This window comes from Cedecea lapagei, from assembly GCF_900635955.1.
GTDB classification, from domain to species: Bacteria; Pseudomonadota; Gammaproteobacteria; order Enterobacterales; family Enterobacteriaceae; genus Cedecea; species Cedecea lapagei.
In genome coordinates this window covers 3,260,851-3,274,481 of sequence record NZ_LR134201.1, presented here as the reverse complement: position 1 = coordinate 3,274,481, position 13,631 = coordinate 3,260,851, and the positions used below count along the sequence as shown (strand labels likewise).

Annotated in this window: 13 protein-coding genes, 3 tRNA genes and 4 other RNA genes; 13 read left to right on the top strand and 7 right to left on the bottom strand. The window is 52.0% G+C overall.

Features of this window, described 5'->3' with window-relative positions; genetic code table 11:
• Positions 1–98: 98 nt before the first annotated feature.
• From tolB to EL098_RS15825, 10 genes are all read left to right on the top strand, one after another.
• Complete coding sequence (tolB, locus tag EL098_RS15870; protein ID WP_008456170.1) at positions 99–1,391, top strand: Tol-Pal system beta propeller repeat protein TolB; 1,293 nt, start codon at positions 99–101, stop codon at positions 1,389–1,391.
• 31 nt (positions 1,392–1,422) lie between these two features.
• Complete coding sequence (gene pal / locus EL098_RS15865; RefSeq protein ID WP_126357124.1) at positions 1,423–1,944, top strand: peptidoglycan-associated lipoprotein Pal; 522 nt, start codon at positions 1,423–1,425, stop codon at positions 1,942–1,944.
• 9 nt (positions 1,945–1,953) lie between these two features.
• Entirely contained in the window at positions 1,954–2,733 is a 780-nt protein-coding gene (gene cpoB / locus EL098_RS15860; RefSeq protein WP_126357123.1) for a cell division protein CpoB, read from the top strand.
• Between the two features lie 164 nt (positions 2,734–2,897).
• A tRNA-Lys gene (locus EL098_RS15855) sits at positions 2,898–2,973 on the top strand.
• Between the two features lie 13 nt (positions 2,974–2,986).
• Positions 2,987–3,101: non-coding RNA, RtT sRNA (locus tag EL098_RS15850), on the top strand.
• Between the two features lie 46 nt (positions 3,102–3,147).
• Positions 3,148–3,223, top strand: a tRNA-Lys gene (locus EL098_RS15845).
• Between the two features lie 13 nt (positions 3,224–3,236).
• A non-coding RNA gene (locus tag EL098_RS15840) (RtT sRNA) lies at positions 3,237–3,351 on the top strand.
• A 46-nt stretch (positions 3,352–3,397) separates the two neighbouring features.
• Positions 3,398–3,473: transfer RNA gene (locus EL098_RS15835), tRNA-Lys, on the top strand.
• A gap of 31 nt (positions 3,474–3,504) precedes the next feature.
• A non-coding RNA gene (locus tag EL098_RS15830) (RtT sRNA) lies at positions 3,505–3,626 on the top strand.
• Between the two features lie 31 nt (positions 3,627–3,657).
• Positions 3,658–3,772, top strand: a non-coding RNA gene (locus EL098_RS15825) — RtT sRNA.
• A gap of 47 nt (positions 3,773–3,819) precedes the next feature.
• On the opposite strand, the gene EL098_RS15820 is transcribed toward EL098_RS15825, so the two are convergent.
• The 4 genes from EL098_RS15820 to EL098_RS15805 form a co-directional block, all read right to left on the bottom strand.
• A complete protein-coding gene (locus EL098_RS15820; protein WP_126357122.1) occupies positions 3,820–4,236 on the bottom strand; it encodes an RbsD/FucU domain-containing protein in 417 nt (138 codons plus the stop codon).
• A 44-nt stretch (positions 4,237–4,280) separates the two neighbouring features.
• Positions 4,281–5,045, bottom strand: coding sequence for an SDR family NAD(P)-dependent oxidoreductase (locus tag EL098_RS15815; RefSeq protein ID WP_126357121.1), 765 nt, complete (start codon positions 5,043–5,045; stop codon positions 4,281–4,283).
• A 25-nt stretch (positions 5,046–5,070) separates the two neighbouring features.
• On the bottom strand, positions 5,071–6,384 hold the full coding sequence (locus EL098_RS15810) for an MFS transporter (RefSeq protein WP_126357120.1): 1,314 nt from the start codon (positions 6,382–6,384) through the stop codon (positions 5,071–5,073).
• A 198-nt stretch (positions 6,385–6,582) separates the two neighbouring features.
• Positions 6,583–7,617, bottom strand: coding sequence for a LacI family DNA-binding transcriptional regulator (locus EL098_RS15805; protein ID WP_126357119.1), 1,035 nt, complete (start codon positions 7,615–7,617; stop codon positions 6,583–6,585).
• A gap of 436 nt (positions 7,618–8,053) precedes the next feature.
• Here EL098_RS15805 and nadA point away from each other — a divergent pair, with 436 nt between their 5' ends.
• Both nadA and pnuC read left to right on the top strand, forming a co-directional pair.
• Positions 8,054–9,115: a quinolinate synthase NadA gene (gene nadA / locus EL098_RS15800; protein WP_126358473.1), complete on the top strand. Its 1,062-nt coding sequence runs from the start codon at positions 8,054–8,056 to the stop codon at positions 9,113–9,115.
• A gap of 23 nt (positions 9,116–9,138) precedes the next feature.
• A complete protein-coding gene (gene pnuC, locus EL098_RS15795; protein ID WP_126357118.1) occupies positions 9,139–9,855 on the top strand; it encodes a nicotinamide riboside transporter PnuC in 717 nt (238 codons plus the stop codon).
• Here the strand turns inward: pnuC and zitB are convergent, their stop codons facing one another.
• Both zitB and EL098_RS15785 read right to left on the bottom strand, forming a co-directional pair.
• Complete coding sequence (gene zitB / locus EL098_RS15790) at positions 9,856–10,791, bottom strand: CDF family zinc transporter ZitB (protein ID WP_126357117.1); 936 nt, start codon at positions 10,789–10,791, stop codon at positions 9,856–9,858. It lies immediately after the preceding gene.
• Between the two features lie 138 nt (positions 10,792–10,929).
• Positions 10,930–11,262, bottom strand: coding sequence for a YbgS-like family protein (locus tag EL098_RS15785; RefSeq protein WP_126358472.1), 333 nt, complete (start codon positions 11,260–11,262; stop codon positions 10,930–10,932).
• A gap of 318 nt (positions 11,263–11,580) precedes the next feature.
• Here EL098_RS15785 and aroG point away from each other — a divergent pair, with 318 nt between their 5' ends.
• Positions 11,581–12,633, top strand: a complete 1,053-nt coding sequence (gene aroG / locus EL098_RS15780; protein ID WP_126357116.1) for a 3-deoxy-7-phosphoheptulonate synthase AroG — start codon at positions 11,581–11,583, stop codon at positions 12,631–12,633.
• 64 nt (positions 12,634–12,697) lie between these two features.
• Here the strand turns inward: aroG and gpmA are convergent, their stop codons facing one another.
• Positions 12,698–13,450, bottom strand: coding sequence for a 2,3-diphosphoglycerate-dependent phosphoglycerate mutase (gpmA, locus tag EL098_RS15775; RefSeq protein ID WP_126357115.1), 753 nt, complete (start codon positions 13,448–13,450; stop codon positions 12,698–12,700).
• Between the last annotated feature and the right edge of the window lie 181 nt (positions 13,451–13,631).

Here is a 13,631-nt window from a genome sequence, read left to right as displayed (position 1 = left end):
CTAAGCTGAGTTACAGGGTTTTGGTAGTTTTGTGTATTTGGGTTTGTTAACATTCTGCTAAATTATCGTGGGCTTTCCGCCTGGATAAGGGAGATATGATGAAGCAGGCATTTCGTGTAGCGTTAAGTTTCTTAATGCTGTGGGCAGCGGTGCTGCACGCAGAAGTTCGTATTGAGATCACCCAGGGGGTCGACTCTGCTCGTCCTATTGGCGTGGTTCCGTTTACCTGGGCAGGCCCTGGCGCCGCGCCTGAAGATATCGGTGGCATCGTAGCCGCCGACCTGCGTAACAGCGGTAAATTCAACCCTCTCGACAGATCTCGCCTGCCTCAGCAGCCGGGCTCTGCTCAGGAAGTTCAGCCTGCAGCCTGGACCGCGCTCGGTATTGACGCCGTCGTGGTAGGCCAGGTGACGCCAAACGGTGACGGCAGCTACACCGTTGCGTACCAGCTGGTCGATACCTCGGGTGCGCCGGGGACTGTTCTGGCTCAGAACTCCTACAAAGTGAACAAACAGTGGCTGCGCTATGCCGGCCATACCGCCAGTGATGAAGTGTTTGAGAAGCTGACCGGGATTAAGGGCGCTTTCCGCACCCGTATCGCCTATGTCGTGCAGACCAACGGCGGTCAGTTCCCGTATGAGCTGCGTGTTTCTGATTACGATGGCTACAATCAGTTTGTGGTTCACCGTTCTCCGCAGCCGCTGATGTCTCCGGCCTGGTCTCCGGACGGCAGCAAACTGGCTTATGTAACCTTCGAAAGCGGCCGTTCTGCGCTGGTTGTGCAGACGCTGGCTAACGGCGCGGTACGTCAGATTGCTTCGTTCCCGCAGCACAACGGCGCACCGGCGTTCTCTCCGGACGGTTCTAAGCTGGCGTTCGCGCTGTCTAAAACCGGCAGCCTTCAGCTGTACGTGATGGACCTCGGCTCTGGCCAGATTCGTCAGGTGACAGAAGGTCGCAGCAACAACACCGAACCAACCTGGTTCCCGGACAACCAAACCCTGGCCTATACCTCTGACCAGGCGGGTCGTCCACAGATTTATAAAGTCAGTATCAGTGGCGGTGCTCCGCAGCGTCTTTCCTGGGAAGGTTCTCAGAACCAGGATGCCGATGTCAGTGCCGACGGTAAAATTATGGTAATGGTCAGCTCCGCTAGCGGTCAGCAGCACATTGCCAAACAGGATCTGGTAGCGGGTGGCGTAACAACTTTATCGTCAACGTTCCTGGATGAAACGCCAAGTCTGGCACCTAACGGCACTATGGTAATCTACAGCTCTTCTCAGGGGATGGGATCCGTGCTGAATTTGGTTTCAACAGATGGGCGTTTCAAAGCGCGTCTTCCGGCAACTGATGGACAGGTCAAATTCCCTGCCTGGTCGCCGTATCTGTGATAACAATATTGATTATTAAAGGATCAAAGAAATGCAACTGAACAAAGTGCTGAAAGGGCTGATGATTGCTCTGCCGGTTATGGCTATCGCGGCGTGTTCTTCTAACAAGAGCGCCAACAATGGTCAGAGCGGTGAAGGTATGCTGGGTGCCGGCACTGGTATGGACGCTAACGGCCAGGGCAACATGTCCTCTGAAGAGCAGGCTCGTCTGCAGATGCAACAGCTGCAGCAGAACAACATCGTTTACTTCGGTCTGGACAAATACGATGTTAGCTCTGAATTCGCTGCAATGCTGGATGCACACGCTAACTTCCTGCGTAGCAACCCGTCTTACAAAGTGACCGTAGAAGGTCATGCGGATGAGCGCGGTACCCCAGAGTACAACATCGCACTGGGCGAACGTCGTGCTAACGCTGTTAAAATGTACCTGCAAGGTAAAGGCGTTTCTGCAGACCAGATCTCCATCGTTTCTTACGGTAAAGAAAAACCTGCAGTACTGGGTCATGACGAAGCGGCTTACGCTAAAAACCGTCGTGCCGTACTGGTTTACTAAGAGAATCGCATGAGCAGTAACTTCAGACATCACTTGTTGAGTCTGTCGTTACTGGTTGGCATAGCGGCCCCTTGGGCCGCTAATGCTCAGGCGCCAATCAGTAGTGTCGGCTCAGGCTCGGTCGAAGACCGTGTCACTCAACTCGAGCGTATTTCTAACGCTCACAGTCAGCTTTTGACCCAACTCCAGCAACAACTCTCCGATAACCAGAATGATATTGATTCCCTGCGCGGTCAGATCCAGGAAAGTCAGTATCAGCTGAATCAGGTTGTGGAGCGTCAAAAGCAAATTTTGCTGCAGATGAATAGTCTAAGCAGCGGTGCCGCACAGCAACCTGCTGCTGGCGACCAGGGCGCGGCGGCTACGCCGGATGCAGGAGCCTCTAACGCGGCCCCTGCGGCTCCTGTTCAGAGCGGTGACGCAAACAGCGACTACAACGCGGCCATCGCTCTGGTGCAGGATAAATCGCGCCAGGACGATGCTATTAACGCCTTTCAGAGCTTTGTGAAGAAGTATCCGGATTCAACGTATTTGCCGAACGCCAACTACTGGCTCGGTCAGTTGAATTACAACAAAGGCAAAAAGGATGACGCGGCGTTTTATTTTGCCTCCGTGGTGAAAAATTACCCAAAATCGCCGAAGGCTCCGGATGCCATGTTTAAGGTTGGCGTGATCATGCAGGACAAAGGTGACGCTGCAAAAGCGAAAGCCGTCTACCAGCAGGTCGTTAAACAGTATCCAGGCACTGAAGGTGCAAAGCAGGCGCAAAAACGTCTGAACGCGCAGTAATGCTTGCGGCCTGACCAGATATCGTCGTTTTTCTGGTCTTGCCGTGCGAAACATAAGCAGTTGAACGATATGCGTCAAAATTATTGTTGCGTCAAAATCTTAAATCAGTAATATATGCCGCCGTTGCCAAGGGATAAGAAACAAACCCAAAGTGACACAAAAGTGGGTCGTTAGCTCAGTTGGTAGAGCAGTTGACTTTTAATCAATTGGTCGCAGGTTCGAATCCTGCACGACCCACCACTTTAAAGTTGTAAGCAGTAGTCAGGCGTGAAGGGTTCGAACCTGCGGCAGGTTTGAGTTGAGCGAAAGCGAAACAACGTTGTGATAACAACGGCCCGTAGGGTGAAATCATCCTGCACGACCCACCACTTTAAAGTAAAAACAGTAAAGAAGTTTGCAGTAACCGTATACAGCGGGTCGTTAGCTCAGTTGGTAGAGCAGTTGACTTTTAATCAATTGGTCGCAGGTTCGAATCCTGCACGACCCACCACTTTAAAGTTGTAAGCAGTAGTCAGGCGTGAAGGGTTCGAACCTGCAGCAGGTTCGAGTTGAGCGAAAGCGAAACAACGTTGTGATAACAACGGCCCGTAGGGTGAAATCATCCTGCACGACCTACCAATTTTAAGTAAAAGCAGTAAAGAAGTTTGCAGTAACCGCATATAGCGGGTCGTTAGCTCAGTTGGTAGAGCAGTTGACTTTTAATCAATTGGTCGCAGGTTCGAATCCTGCACGACCCACCAATGTAGAAAGGCGCCCTAAAGGCGCCTTTTTGCTATTTGAAATTCGGGCAGTATGAGAACCTGCCGCAGGTTCGAGTGGAGCACAGCGACACAGCGTTGCTTTAGCAACGACCCGAAGGGCGAGCGAAGCGAGTCATCCTGCACGACCCACCAATGTAGAAAGGCGCCCTAAAGGCGCCTTTTTGCTATTTGAAATTCGGGCAGTATGAGAACCTGCCGCAGGTTCGAGTTGAGCGAAAGCGAAACAACGTTGTGATAACAACGGCCCGTAGGGTGGAGTCATCCTGCACGACCCACCAATGTAAAAAGGCGCCCTAAAGGCGCCTTTTTGCGATCTGCGCTTCTCTCAGACGCAGGGCGCAACCGTAAGCAGTAGATTAGCAAAGCGTCGCATTTCTCCGCTGGCAATGACCAGCAGCGTCCTGTCCGATTTTACGCAGTCATAAAACGCCTCTCTCTCCAGATATTCCAACGGGCACGTCGGCGGCAGCCGCTGCCTGAACTCCTCTACAATAGAATTAGTAAACGTCTCGGGCCATATCATCATGGTGGCCTGCTCAACGGCAATGGTCTCCATGAGATGCTCCAGGATCGTCGGACTGCCTATCATGCCGGGCGCAAGGTTCAGATAAACAACGGTGGCCGTAGGTGGAGAGTGGGTAACAAAAGAGTAGTTCGCATCGGCAAGAAGAATTTGGGTCTTGTGGCCGCACTGCGCCAGAGCGCTAATCAGCTGAGGGTGAATAATGGCTGTTTTAATCACCGATCTCTCCTTAAAGGCCGGGCCACGGCGGACCCGGCACTCCATTACATGCGGTAAACGCCGCCATTGATATCGATAGTGGCTCCGGAAATAAAACCGTCATATTCGGCAGCAAGGAAAGCGATAGCCCGTGCAACATCATCCGGCGTGCCTGCTCTGCCCAGCGGGATGGTTTTTATCGTCTCATCTGCCGACGCTTTAGTCGTGTGCCTCTCATGAAAATGAGTGCCAAGGATTAAGCCAGGGGCGACGGCATTGACGCGTACACCGAATTCAGCCAGCTCTGCGGCCAGCGAGCGTGACCAGGTCAGCACGGCGCCTTTGGCGGTTGAATAAACCAGGGAACCAGAGTGCCCACCGGCACGGCCCGCCAGAGATGACACATTGATGATGCTCGCCCCGGAGGAGGCGCTTTTAAGGAAGGGGAGTGCGGCTTGGGTGACATTCAGCATGGTGGTGAGATTAACGTCCCATACCTTACGCCAGAAATCAGCGTCAACTTCTCCAAGCCATTTGCGTGCAACGATGCCGCCCACATTATTAATCAGAATATCAATGCCGCCGAGATACTCCCCGGCCGCGCTGACGCACGCCTGCGTCTCATCCTGCTGCGTTAAGTCAGCATATTGCAAGGAGGCTTTAAGACCTTTTGCACGGGCCTGTTCAACCAGCGATCTGGCCGACTCCTCTCCGCTATGATGATGAATAAAAATATCACACCCGGCATCAATCAGCCGCTCTGCGGTTGCCCGCCCGATTCCCTGCTCTGCTCCGGTAATGAACACTTTTTTACCTTTGAGACTGCCCATGAGTCACTCCTCATTTCGATATCAGTTAATGTGAAGAGCGTATAACGCCCTCCGGCTGGCGTGAGCAATAAAATATGCAAACCAATCCGGTAATGAATAAACATAAAGAAAGGAAAATAAGACCTGCTACGCTTCCTTTGGTTATATCGTTTAATATCCCCACGACGGAAGGGGCAAAAAAACCGCCAATATTTCCAATGCTGCTTACGACGGCCAGCCCGGCGGCCGATTCAGCACCGCTGGAAACATTCGCCGGCATGGATAAAAAACACGGCACCGAGGTATAAATACCGATCGAGGCAATGCATAAAAATGTAAGAGAAATAAAAATGTTATAACTGAATAACATTCCCGCACCGGCAAGGCCAAATGCGGCAATCGTCATGCTCAGTCCAGCAAAAATGCCAATCTTTTTCGTTTTGCTGGCCCAGTGGCTCCAGGGATAAATCAATAAAGCAGCCAGCCCGTAGGGAATTAAGGCGAGAAGACTGACCTTGAAGATATTATCGCCAGAAATTACAGTTAAAATCGAAGGCAGCCACATACCAAAGCCATAAATTCCACAAACCATACCAAAATTAAGTAGCGCATAGAGGAAGTATTTTTTATTTTTAATGCCGGCGATAAAATCGGCCAGTTTAATCTTTCCTCCCGAACGGGAACGCTCCATGTTGCTAATCAGCCAGGCTTTCTCTTCGACATTAAGATAATTCACCTCATGAGGAGAGTTTTTAAGAATGAAGGGGATCAGAAGACCTACGACTATGGGCGGAATACCCTCCACGATGAACAATAGCTGCCAAGGCTCCAGGCCGAACCATCCATGGTGTATATCAAGAATAAATCCGGATATCGGGGATCCTAATGCATTGGAAAGCGGCTGAACGATGATAAACATTCCAAGGATTTTGGTGCGGTATTGTCTGGGAAAGAATACGGTAAAATAGTAGACCACGGACGGGAAGAAACCCGCTTCGCAGACGCCGAGCATAAATCTACAAATATAAAGTTCGGTTGGTGTACGAGCAAATCCCATGAGGGTTGCAAACACTCCCCACGAGATAAGTATTCTGGCAAACCATATTCTTGGGCCAAATCTCACGGTGCCTGCACTGCTGGGGATCTCAAATAAAAAATAACCGATAAAGAAAATGCCGGATGCAAATCCAAACGCTGTTGCGCTCAGGCCCATATTGCTCTCTAAAGCCATCGCCGCATAGGCCATGTTATTACGATCTAAAAAAGCTAAAAAATAAAGCAGTACCATAAGCGGTACGATATGTATTATTAATTTTTTTATTGCGCTGCGTTCGACCGCCTGGGGCGTTGAGGTCATCATCTTGCACTCCTCGGTTTTATCCTTGGGCATATAAGTAGCTCTATTTATCGATAAATATGCGCAGCCGATAGCATTACGCAGCTTAATAAATAATAGGGCGTTAACGTTGTAGGTTAATTAGTTTTTTTATTGGCTATTTTATTATCTCGTTAAAATTTCTGCGCTCCATTCATCCGTTAGCATTTTATTTTTCAGCGGTCAGCGAACAGATTGACGAATGACCAGTTCGGGTGGAAAGAGAAATTCATCAACCGGCAGCGCAGCATTATTCATTCGGGCTATCAGGCGTTGTACCATCAGCCCGGCCATTTTTGCCAATGGTGGCCGCACGGAGGTGAGGCCGGGCGATGCCAAAGCCGAAAGCGAGATATTATCGATCCCTACCAGTGATATCTGTTGCGGGATGTGGATTTTTGCCTGGCGTAGGCCCGCTATCAGCCCGATAGCCAGCGCATCATTTATCGCCACCACACCATCCGGGCAAATCTCCAGAGAGAGTAAGGTGTCCGCCAGACTAAGCCCAAGTTCATACATTTCGCTATCACCATACTCATGGCGGGCGGTCCCTTCCAGGAGGCTTCCCTCCCTAGGAAGGTTGTACTGATTGAGCGCGGCCTTAAAACCCGCAATTTTATGGCTTCTGCTCAGCGTCAATGTCGATTCTGTAGCAAAGACAATATTGCGACAGCCGCGCTGGAGGAGGTGGCTGGCAGCAAGATGCCCCGCGGCCATGTTGTCCATGGAAACGCTGTCAAATAAACGGCTTTCCGCCGCCATCATTTCCGTGAAGCGATTGTCATAGCTGACAATCGCCATGCCGCGCTCGGCCGCCTGAATGAAATGTGTTTTGCGGACATCGCTGGCGGCAACAATCATGCCGCTTACGCCCAGCTTCAGCATATCGTTAATGAAAGCCCGCTCTTCATCCTCATGGCGGTTAACATTCCCGAGGACTACGCGGTGCTCGAGCGCTCTGGCCGCAAGATTGATCTCTTCTACCAACGCAGAAAAGCTTGGATTGATTATCGAGGGCACCATCAGGCCGATAATTTCCGTTGGGCTTTTCTCATCGCCCTTTGCGGCCAACGCTGGGCGATAGTTCAGCGTGGCTATCGCATGTTCTATTTTCTCACGCGTCGTTTTGCTCATTTGCCCGAGACGGTTGTTTAGCAAATTGGACACGCTGCTGATTGATACGCCCGCCTGTCGGGCAACATCACGGATATTTGCCATACCGGGTGCTCCTCTCTTTTTTCAGCCCAGCCAGAGCTTGCTGGTAAACAGGGGAGCCCGAAGTGCTGAGGGCTCGCGAATGCATTTTTACCGGGCTTACTGCAGAAGCAATCTAAAAGGTAAGCGGCAGCGTGACAAGCCCTGGAAGCGTCTGAGCTGTATCTGCGTTTGGCTTTTGTGAAAAGCATCATGAGCAGGGGCTGGTGTTTAGTAAACACTTTCAGCTCACGCTGCCCCGGGGCGTTTTGCCGGCAAAGCGCCCGAATTTCTGCGCAGGCGCACCGGCCTCATTAGCCCAGAGCCTTTTAAAATTCCTCACGACATTGTCACTAAATTTCGCTATCTTGTTTAGCATATAAAACAATGAGCGCAGGTAATGGCGTGAATCACGCTAAATGTGGCCTGTTATGTTAAGTCAGTAAAACGAGATTGCATGATGAGCGTAATGTTTGACCCGGAAACTGCGATTTATCCCTTCCCGGCGAAGCCGATACCGCTGAGTGGCGAAGAAAAACAGTTTTATCGCGAAAAAATTAAGCGCCTGCTTAAAGAGCGGAATGCGGTGATGGTGGCTCACTACTACACTGACCCTGAAATTCAGTCGCTAGCAGAAGAGACGGGAGGCTGTATCTCCGACTCGCTTGAGATGGCTCGCTTCGGCGCCAATCATCCGGCCTCTACGCTGCTGGTCGCCGGGGTTCGTTTTATGGGAGAAACGGCGAAGATCCTCAGTCCAGAAAAAACCATTCTAATGCCAACCCTTAACGCCGAGTGTTCATTAGATTTGGGCTGCCCCATTGATGCCTTCAACGCCTTCTGCGACCAGCATCCGGATCGCACCGTGGTCGTCTATGCTAATACCTCTGCCGCGGTAAAAGCGCGGGCTGACTGGGTCGTAACGTCCAGCATCGCCGTTGAGCTGATTGAGCATCTGGACAGCCTGGGCGAGAAAATACTCTGGGCACCGGATCGCCACCTTGGTAGCTATGTTCAGAAACAGACGGGAGCCGATGTGCTGTGTTGGCAGGGCGCCTGTATCGTCCATGATGAGTTTAAAACTCAGGCGCTGGCGCGAATGAAGGCGCTCTACCCGAATGCCGCTGTGCTGGTTCACCCTGAGTCACCTCAGGCGGTGGTTGATATGGCCGATGCAGTAGGCTCGACCAGCCAGCTGATTAATGCGGCAAAAACGTTGCCCCATCAGCAGCTTATTGTGGCAACGGATCGCGGGATATTTTATAAAATGCAGCAGGCGTGTCCGGATAAAGAGTTGCTGGAGGCGCCCACTGCAGGGGAAGGGGCAACCTGCCGCAGCTGCGCGCATTGTCCGTGGATGGCGATGAACGGGCTGAAAGCGATTGCAGAGGGGCTGGAGCAGGGCGGGGCTGCACACACAATCGAAGTGGATGCTGCGCTGCGTGAAGGGGCTCTGGTTCCGCTCAACCGAATGCTCGACTTTGCGGCAGAGCTGCGCCGGACGGTAAACGGCAACGCGTAAAAGTATTACGCTCTGGGGAGTACATGGATTTTTTTAGCACGCAGAATATTCTCGTTCACATCCCCATTGGGGCGGGCGGGTATGACCTATCATGGATTGAGGCGGTGGGGACGCTGGCGGGGCTGCTTTGTATCTGGCTTGCCAGCCTGGAAAAAATTGGGAACTATGCTTTCGGGTTAATCAACGTTACGCTGTTTGCCATTATTTTCTTTCAAATTCAGCTCTATGCCAGCCTGCTGCTGCAGCTGTTCTTTTTCGTGGCCAATATTTACGGCTGGTATGCCTGGTCACGGCAAAGCAGTAATCATCAGTCGCTGCTGCAAATCCGCTGGCTTCCCTTGCCTAAAGCGATCGCCTGGCTTGTGATCATCATCGCGGCGATCGGGCTGATGACGATCTTCATCGATCCGGTCTTTGCCTTCCTCACCCGGATTGCCGTGACGATAATGCAGGCTCTGGGGATGAATGTTACTCTGCCTGAGCTCCAGCCGGATGCTTATCCTTTCTGGGATTCATGCATGATGGTGCTCTCCATTGTGGCCATGATCCTGATGACGCGTAAATACGTGGAAAACTGGCTGCTGTGGACAGTCATCAATGTGATTAGCGTTGTCATTTTTGCGCTGCAGGGCGTTTACGCGATGTCTCTGGAATACCTGATACTGACCTTCATTGCGCTAAACGGCAGCCGGATGTGGATTAAAAGCGCGCGCCAGTCGGGGTCGCGCGCCTTCTCCTGATCAGTGATGGTGATGAGCATGGCCTGCTGCATGGTCATGCTCATTCAGGTCGCAGTCCGGTCCGTGACAAACCTGATACTCCATCTGTACCGTGGCGTGTTCTATCTGATACTCGTGCGCCAGGAAGTGGTGTATACGTTCCAGTAAGGCATCATGGTCATGCGGTGGTACCACCTGAACATGCAGCGTCATCAACGGTTTTTCTCCCACCAGCCAAATATGCACGTGGTGCACGTTACGTACTTCCGGTATGGAGCGTGACAGGTTCCGCTTCAGGGCAGCAATGTCGATGGCGCTCGGCGCACCTTCCAGCAGCTCGTTTACGCTCTCCTTCAGCAGGCTCCAGGCGCTGCGTAACACCAGGCAAGAAACCAGAACGGAGAGGATTGGGTCGACAGGCGTCCAGCCAGTCAGGAGGATCACTACTGCCGCCACTATTGCCCCCACCGACCCCAGCAAATCGCCCAACACATGCAATGCCGCCGCGCGAACGTTAAGGTTTTTCTCTCCGCCACCGCCGTGCAGGATCCAGAATGAGACCAGATTCGCCAGTAGCCCGGCGACGGCAATGGTCAGCATGGCCCAGCCGGCAATAGGTTGAGGATTTGAGAAACGCTGAATCGCTTCCCAGACGATCAAAATGGTGATCACCACCAGAGCGATAGCGTTAACAAACGCGGCAAGCGTGGTGAGGCGGAGCAAACCAAAAGTATGCCGGGCGTTGGGAGGACGGCGGGCAAAATGAACGGCCAGCAGCGCAAACAGCAGCGCGGCCGCATCGGTAAGCATGTGGCCTGCATCAGCCAGCAGAGCCAGCGAGCCGGAAAGCAGGCCGCCAATGACTTCGGCAACCATGAAAATCGCCGTGATGAGGAAAGCAAACAGCAGACGTTTTGCGTTGTTGTCGGAAGGTGTGTGTGGGTGTGAATGCGCCATAATCTCTCACAAATATCGGTCACGGTGAGCTAATTATAACCGCATCCAGGTTTCAACTTGTTGAAAGATGCTGATAAAAAGGCTGCTGGTCACCTTGAGTGACCAGCATTAGCCATCTGGCTCTCTTTTATGGGAATGCTACTGCGAAGTACCGTCGACTTTTTTATTCACGTCTTGTCCGCTACCGGTCTCCACTTTTTTGTTGATGTCTGGACAGCGTCCATCTTTGCACATGCTGTTTTTGTGCACTTCGCTTTTGCTCATTTTATGGTGAGAACCCTTGATTTTGTCATTGCTGACACCGTTTGGAGCCACTTTCTGATGGGCGTCAGGGGCAACCTGGCCGGCTTCTGCGCTGGCGTTTGCCTGGCCGTTATTAGCGCTTGACGTTGTGTCCGCGGCATAAACGATTCCGCTGCCGAGGGTCAGCGTTGCAGTGAGTAGCAGGGTGGTTAATTTTTTCATATTAATGCTCCCGATCTGGTCGTTTTGGCTGGATAACTTCGTCCAACAGTGCAGTGCAAAATGCTGAAAAATTCCGCGAGCCTGAGATGCGCACCGGGGTTTAATTTTCAAAATAGTATTCAATATTGAATATTTAACATTTTTCAGCGTTAACAGTTGAAAAGTGTAGTGAGTAACGGCGGTTTCACCATGCATCCACTGTTTTTTGCGTGTTTTCAGGATTAATCTGTGAGAAGTGTAAAAGCCCGTTTACACTCCTGGCCATGCGAGTTAGATTGAAGGGATTGCAACGAAGAAAAATATCAGGATGACCCCGGAACTATCATGAATTATCAGAACGATGACTTAAGAATCAAAGAGATTAACGAGCTTCTCCCCCCTGTAGCGCTGCTGGAAAAATTCCCCGCCACTGAAAAAGCCGCCCACACCGTCTCTCAGGCACGCAAAGCGATCCATAAAATCCTTAAAGGCGGCGACGACCGTCTGCTGGTGGTGATTGGCCCTTGCTCTATTCACGACACTAAGGCTGCCAAAGAGTACGGCGCGCGTCTGCTGGCGCTGCGCGAAGAGCTTCAGGGTGAGCTGGAAGTTGTTATGCGCGTTTATTTTGAAAAGCCGCGCACAACCGTGGGCTGGAAGGGGCTGATTAACGATCCGCATATGGACGGCAGCTACCAGATTAACGATGGCCTGCGCATCGCGCGTAAGCTGCTGCTTGATATCAACGACTCTGGCCTGCCAGCCGCCGGAGAATTCCTTGATATGATTACCCCACAGTACCTGGCGGATCTAATGAGCTGGGGCGCCATCGGCGCGCGCACAACCGAGTCGCAGGTTCACCGTGAACTGGCTTCGGGTCTCTCTTGCCCGGTTGGCTTTAAAAACGGCACCGACGGCACGATCAAAGTGGCGATTGACGCTATTAACGCTGCGGGCGCACCACACTGCTTCCTCTCCGTAACGAAGTGGGGCCATTCCGCCATCGTCAACACCAGCGGCAACGGCGACTGCCATATTATTCTGCGCGGCGGCAAAGAGCCTAACTACAGCGCGAAGCATGTGGAAGAGGTGAAGGCGGGTCTGGTAAAAGCGGGTCTTGAACCACAGGTGATGATCGATTTCAGCCACGCCAACAGCAGCAAACAGTTTAAAAAGCAGATGGATGTTTCCGACGACGTCTGTGGCCAGATTGCCGGCGGCGAGAAGGCCATTATCGGCGTAATGATTGAGAGCCACCTGGTGGAAGGTAATCAAAACCTGGAGAGCGGTGAACCGCTGGTTTACGGCAAAAGCGTCACCGACGCCTGCATTGGCTGGGATGATACAGAAGTGGCGCTGCGTCAGCTGGCGGCGGCGGTGAAAGCCCGTCGTGGTTGAGCCCTGACTCGTAGCCAATAAAAAAGGCGTGGTTTTTACCACGCCTTTTTTGATCGGTTGCGAATTACTTCGCTTTACCCTGGTTTGCTACTGCTGCGGCTTTTGCTGCGATTTCGTCGGCGTTGCCCAGGTAGTAACGTTTCAGCGGTTTGAAGTTCTCGTCAAACTCATAAACCAGCGGCACGCCGGTAGGGATGTTCAGCTCGAGGATCTCATCTTCGCTCAGGTTATCCAGGTATTTAACCAGCGCGCGCAGGGAGTTACCGTGAGCAGCAACGATAACGCGCTCGCCGGATTTCATGCGTGGCAGAATGGATTCATTCCAGAACGGGGTTACGCGGTCGATGGTCAGCGCCAGACTTTCAGTAGTAGGCAGCTCGCTGTCGGTTAATTTTGCGTAACGTGGATCGTGGCCCGGGAAGCGTTCATCGTCTTTAGAGAGCTCTGGTGGGGTGATAGCAAAACCACGACGCCACTGTTTAACCTGCTCGTCACCGTATTTTTCAGCGGTTTCAGCTTTGTTCAGACCCTGCAGGGCACCGTAGTGGCGCTCGTTCAGTTTCCAGGATTTCTCGACCGGCAGCCAGGCCTGGTCCAGTTCATCGAGGATGTTCCACAGGGTGTGGATGGCACGTTTCAGCACAGAGGTGTAAGCGAAGTCGAAGGTGAAGCCTTCTTCCTTCAGAAGCTTACCAGCGGCTTTAGCTTCTGTACGCCCTTTCTCAGACAGATCAACATCATACCAACCGGTGAAGCGGTTTTCGTTGTTCCACTGGCTTTCGCCGTGACGAACCAGAACCAGCTTAGTAACAGCCATGATTTACTCCTTAATGAGCCTGGGATTAATGATAACAATTATCATTATATTGCCGCGCCATAAGTCACGGCAATGATAAACGTTTAACATAGCGAAAAAGCGCCTGGAGTGTAAGGTGGTTGTAAAAGGTTGTTATGTTTTTGGCGCGATTTGGCGGTAAAGTCAGCGATTTGGCGATAAA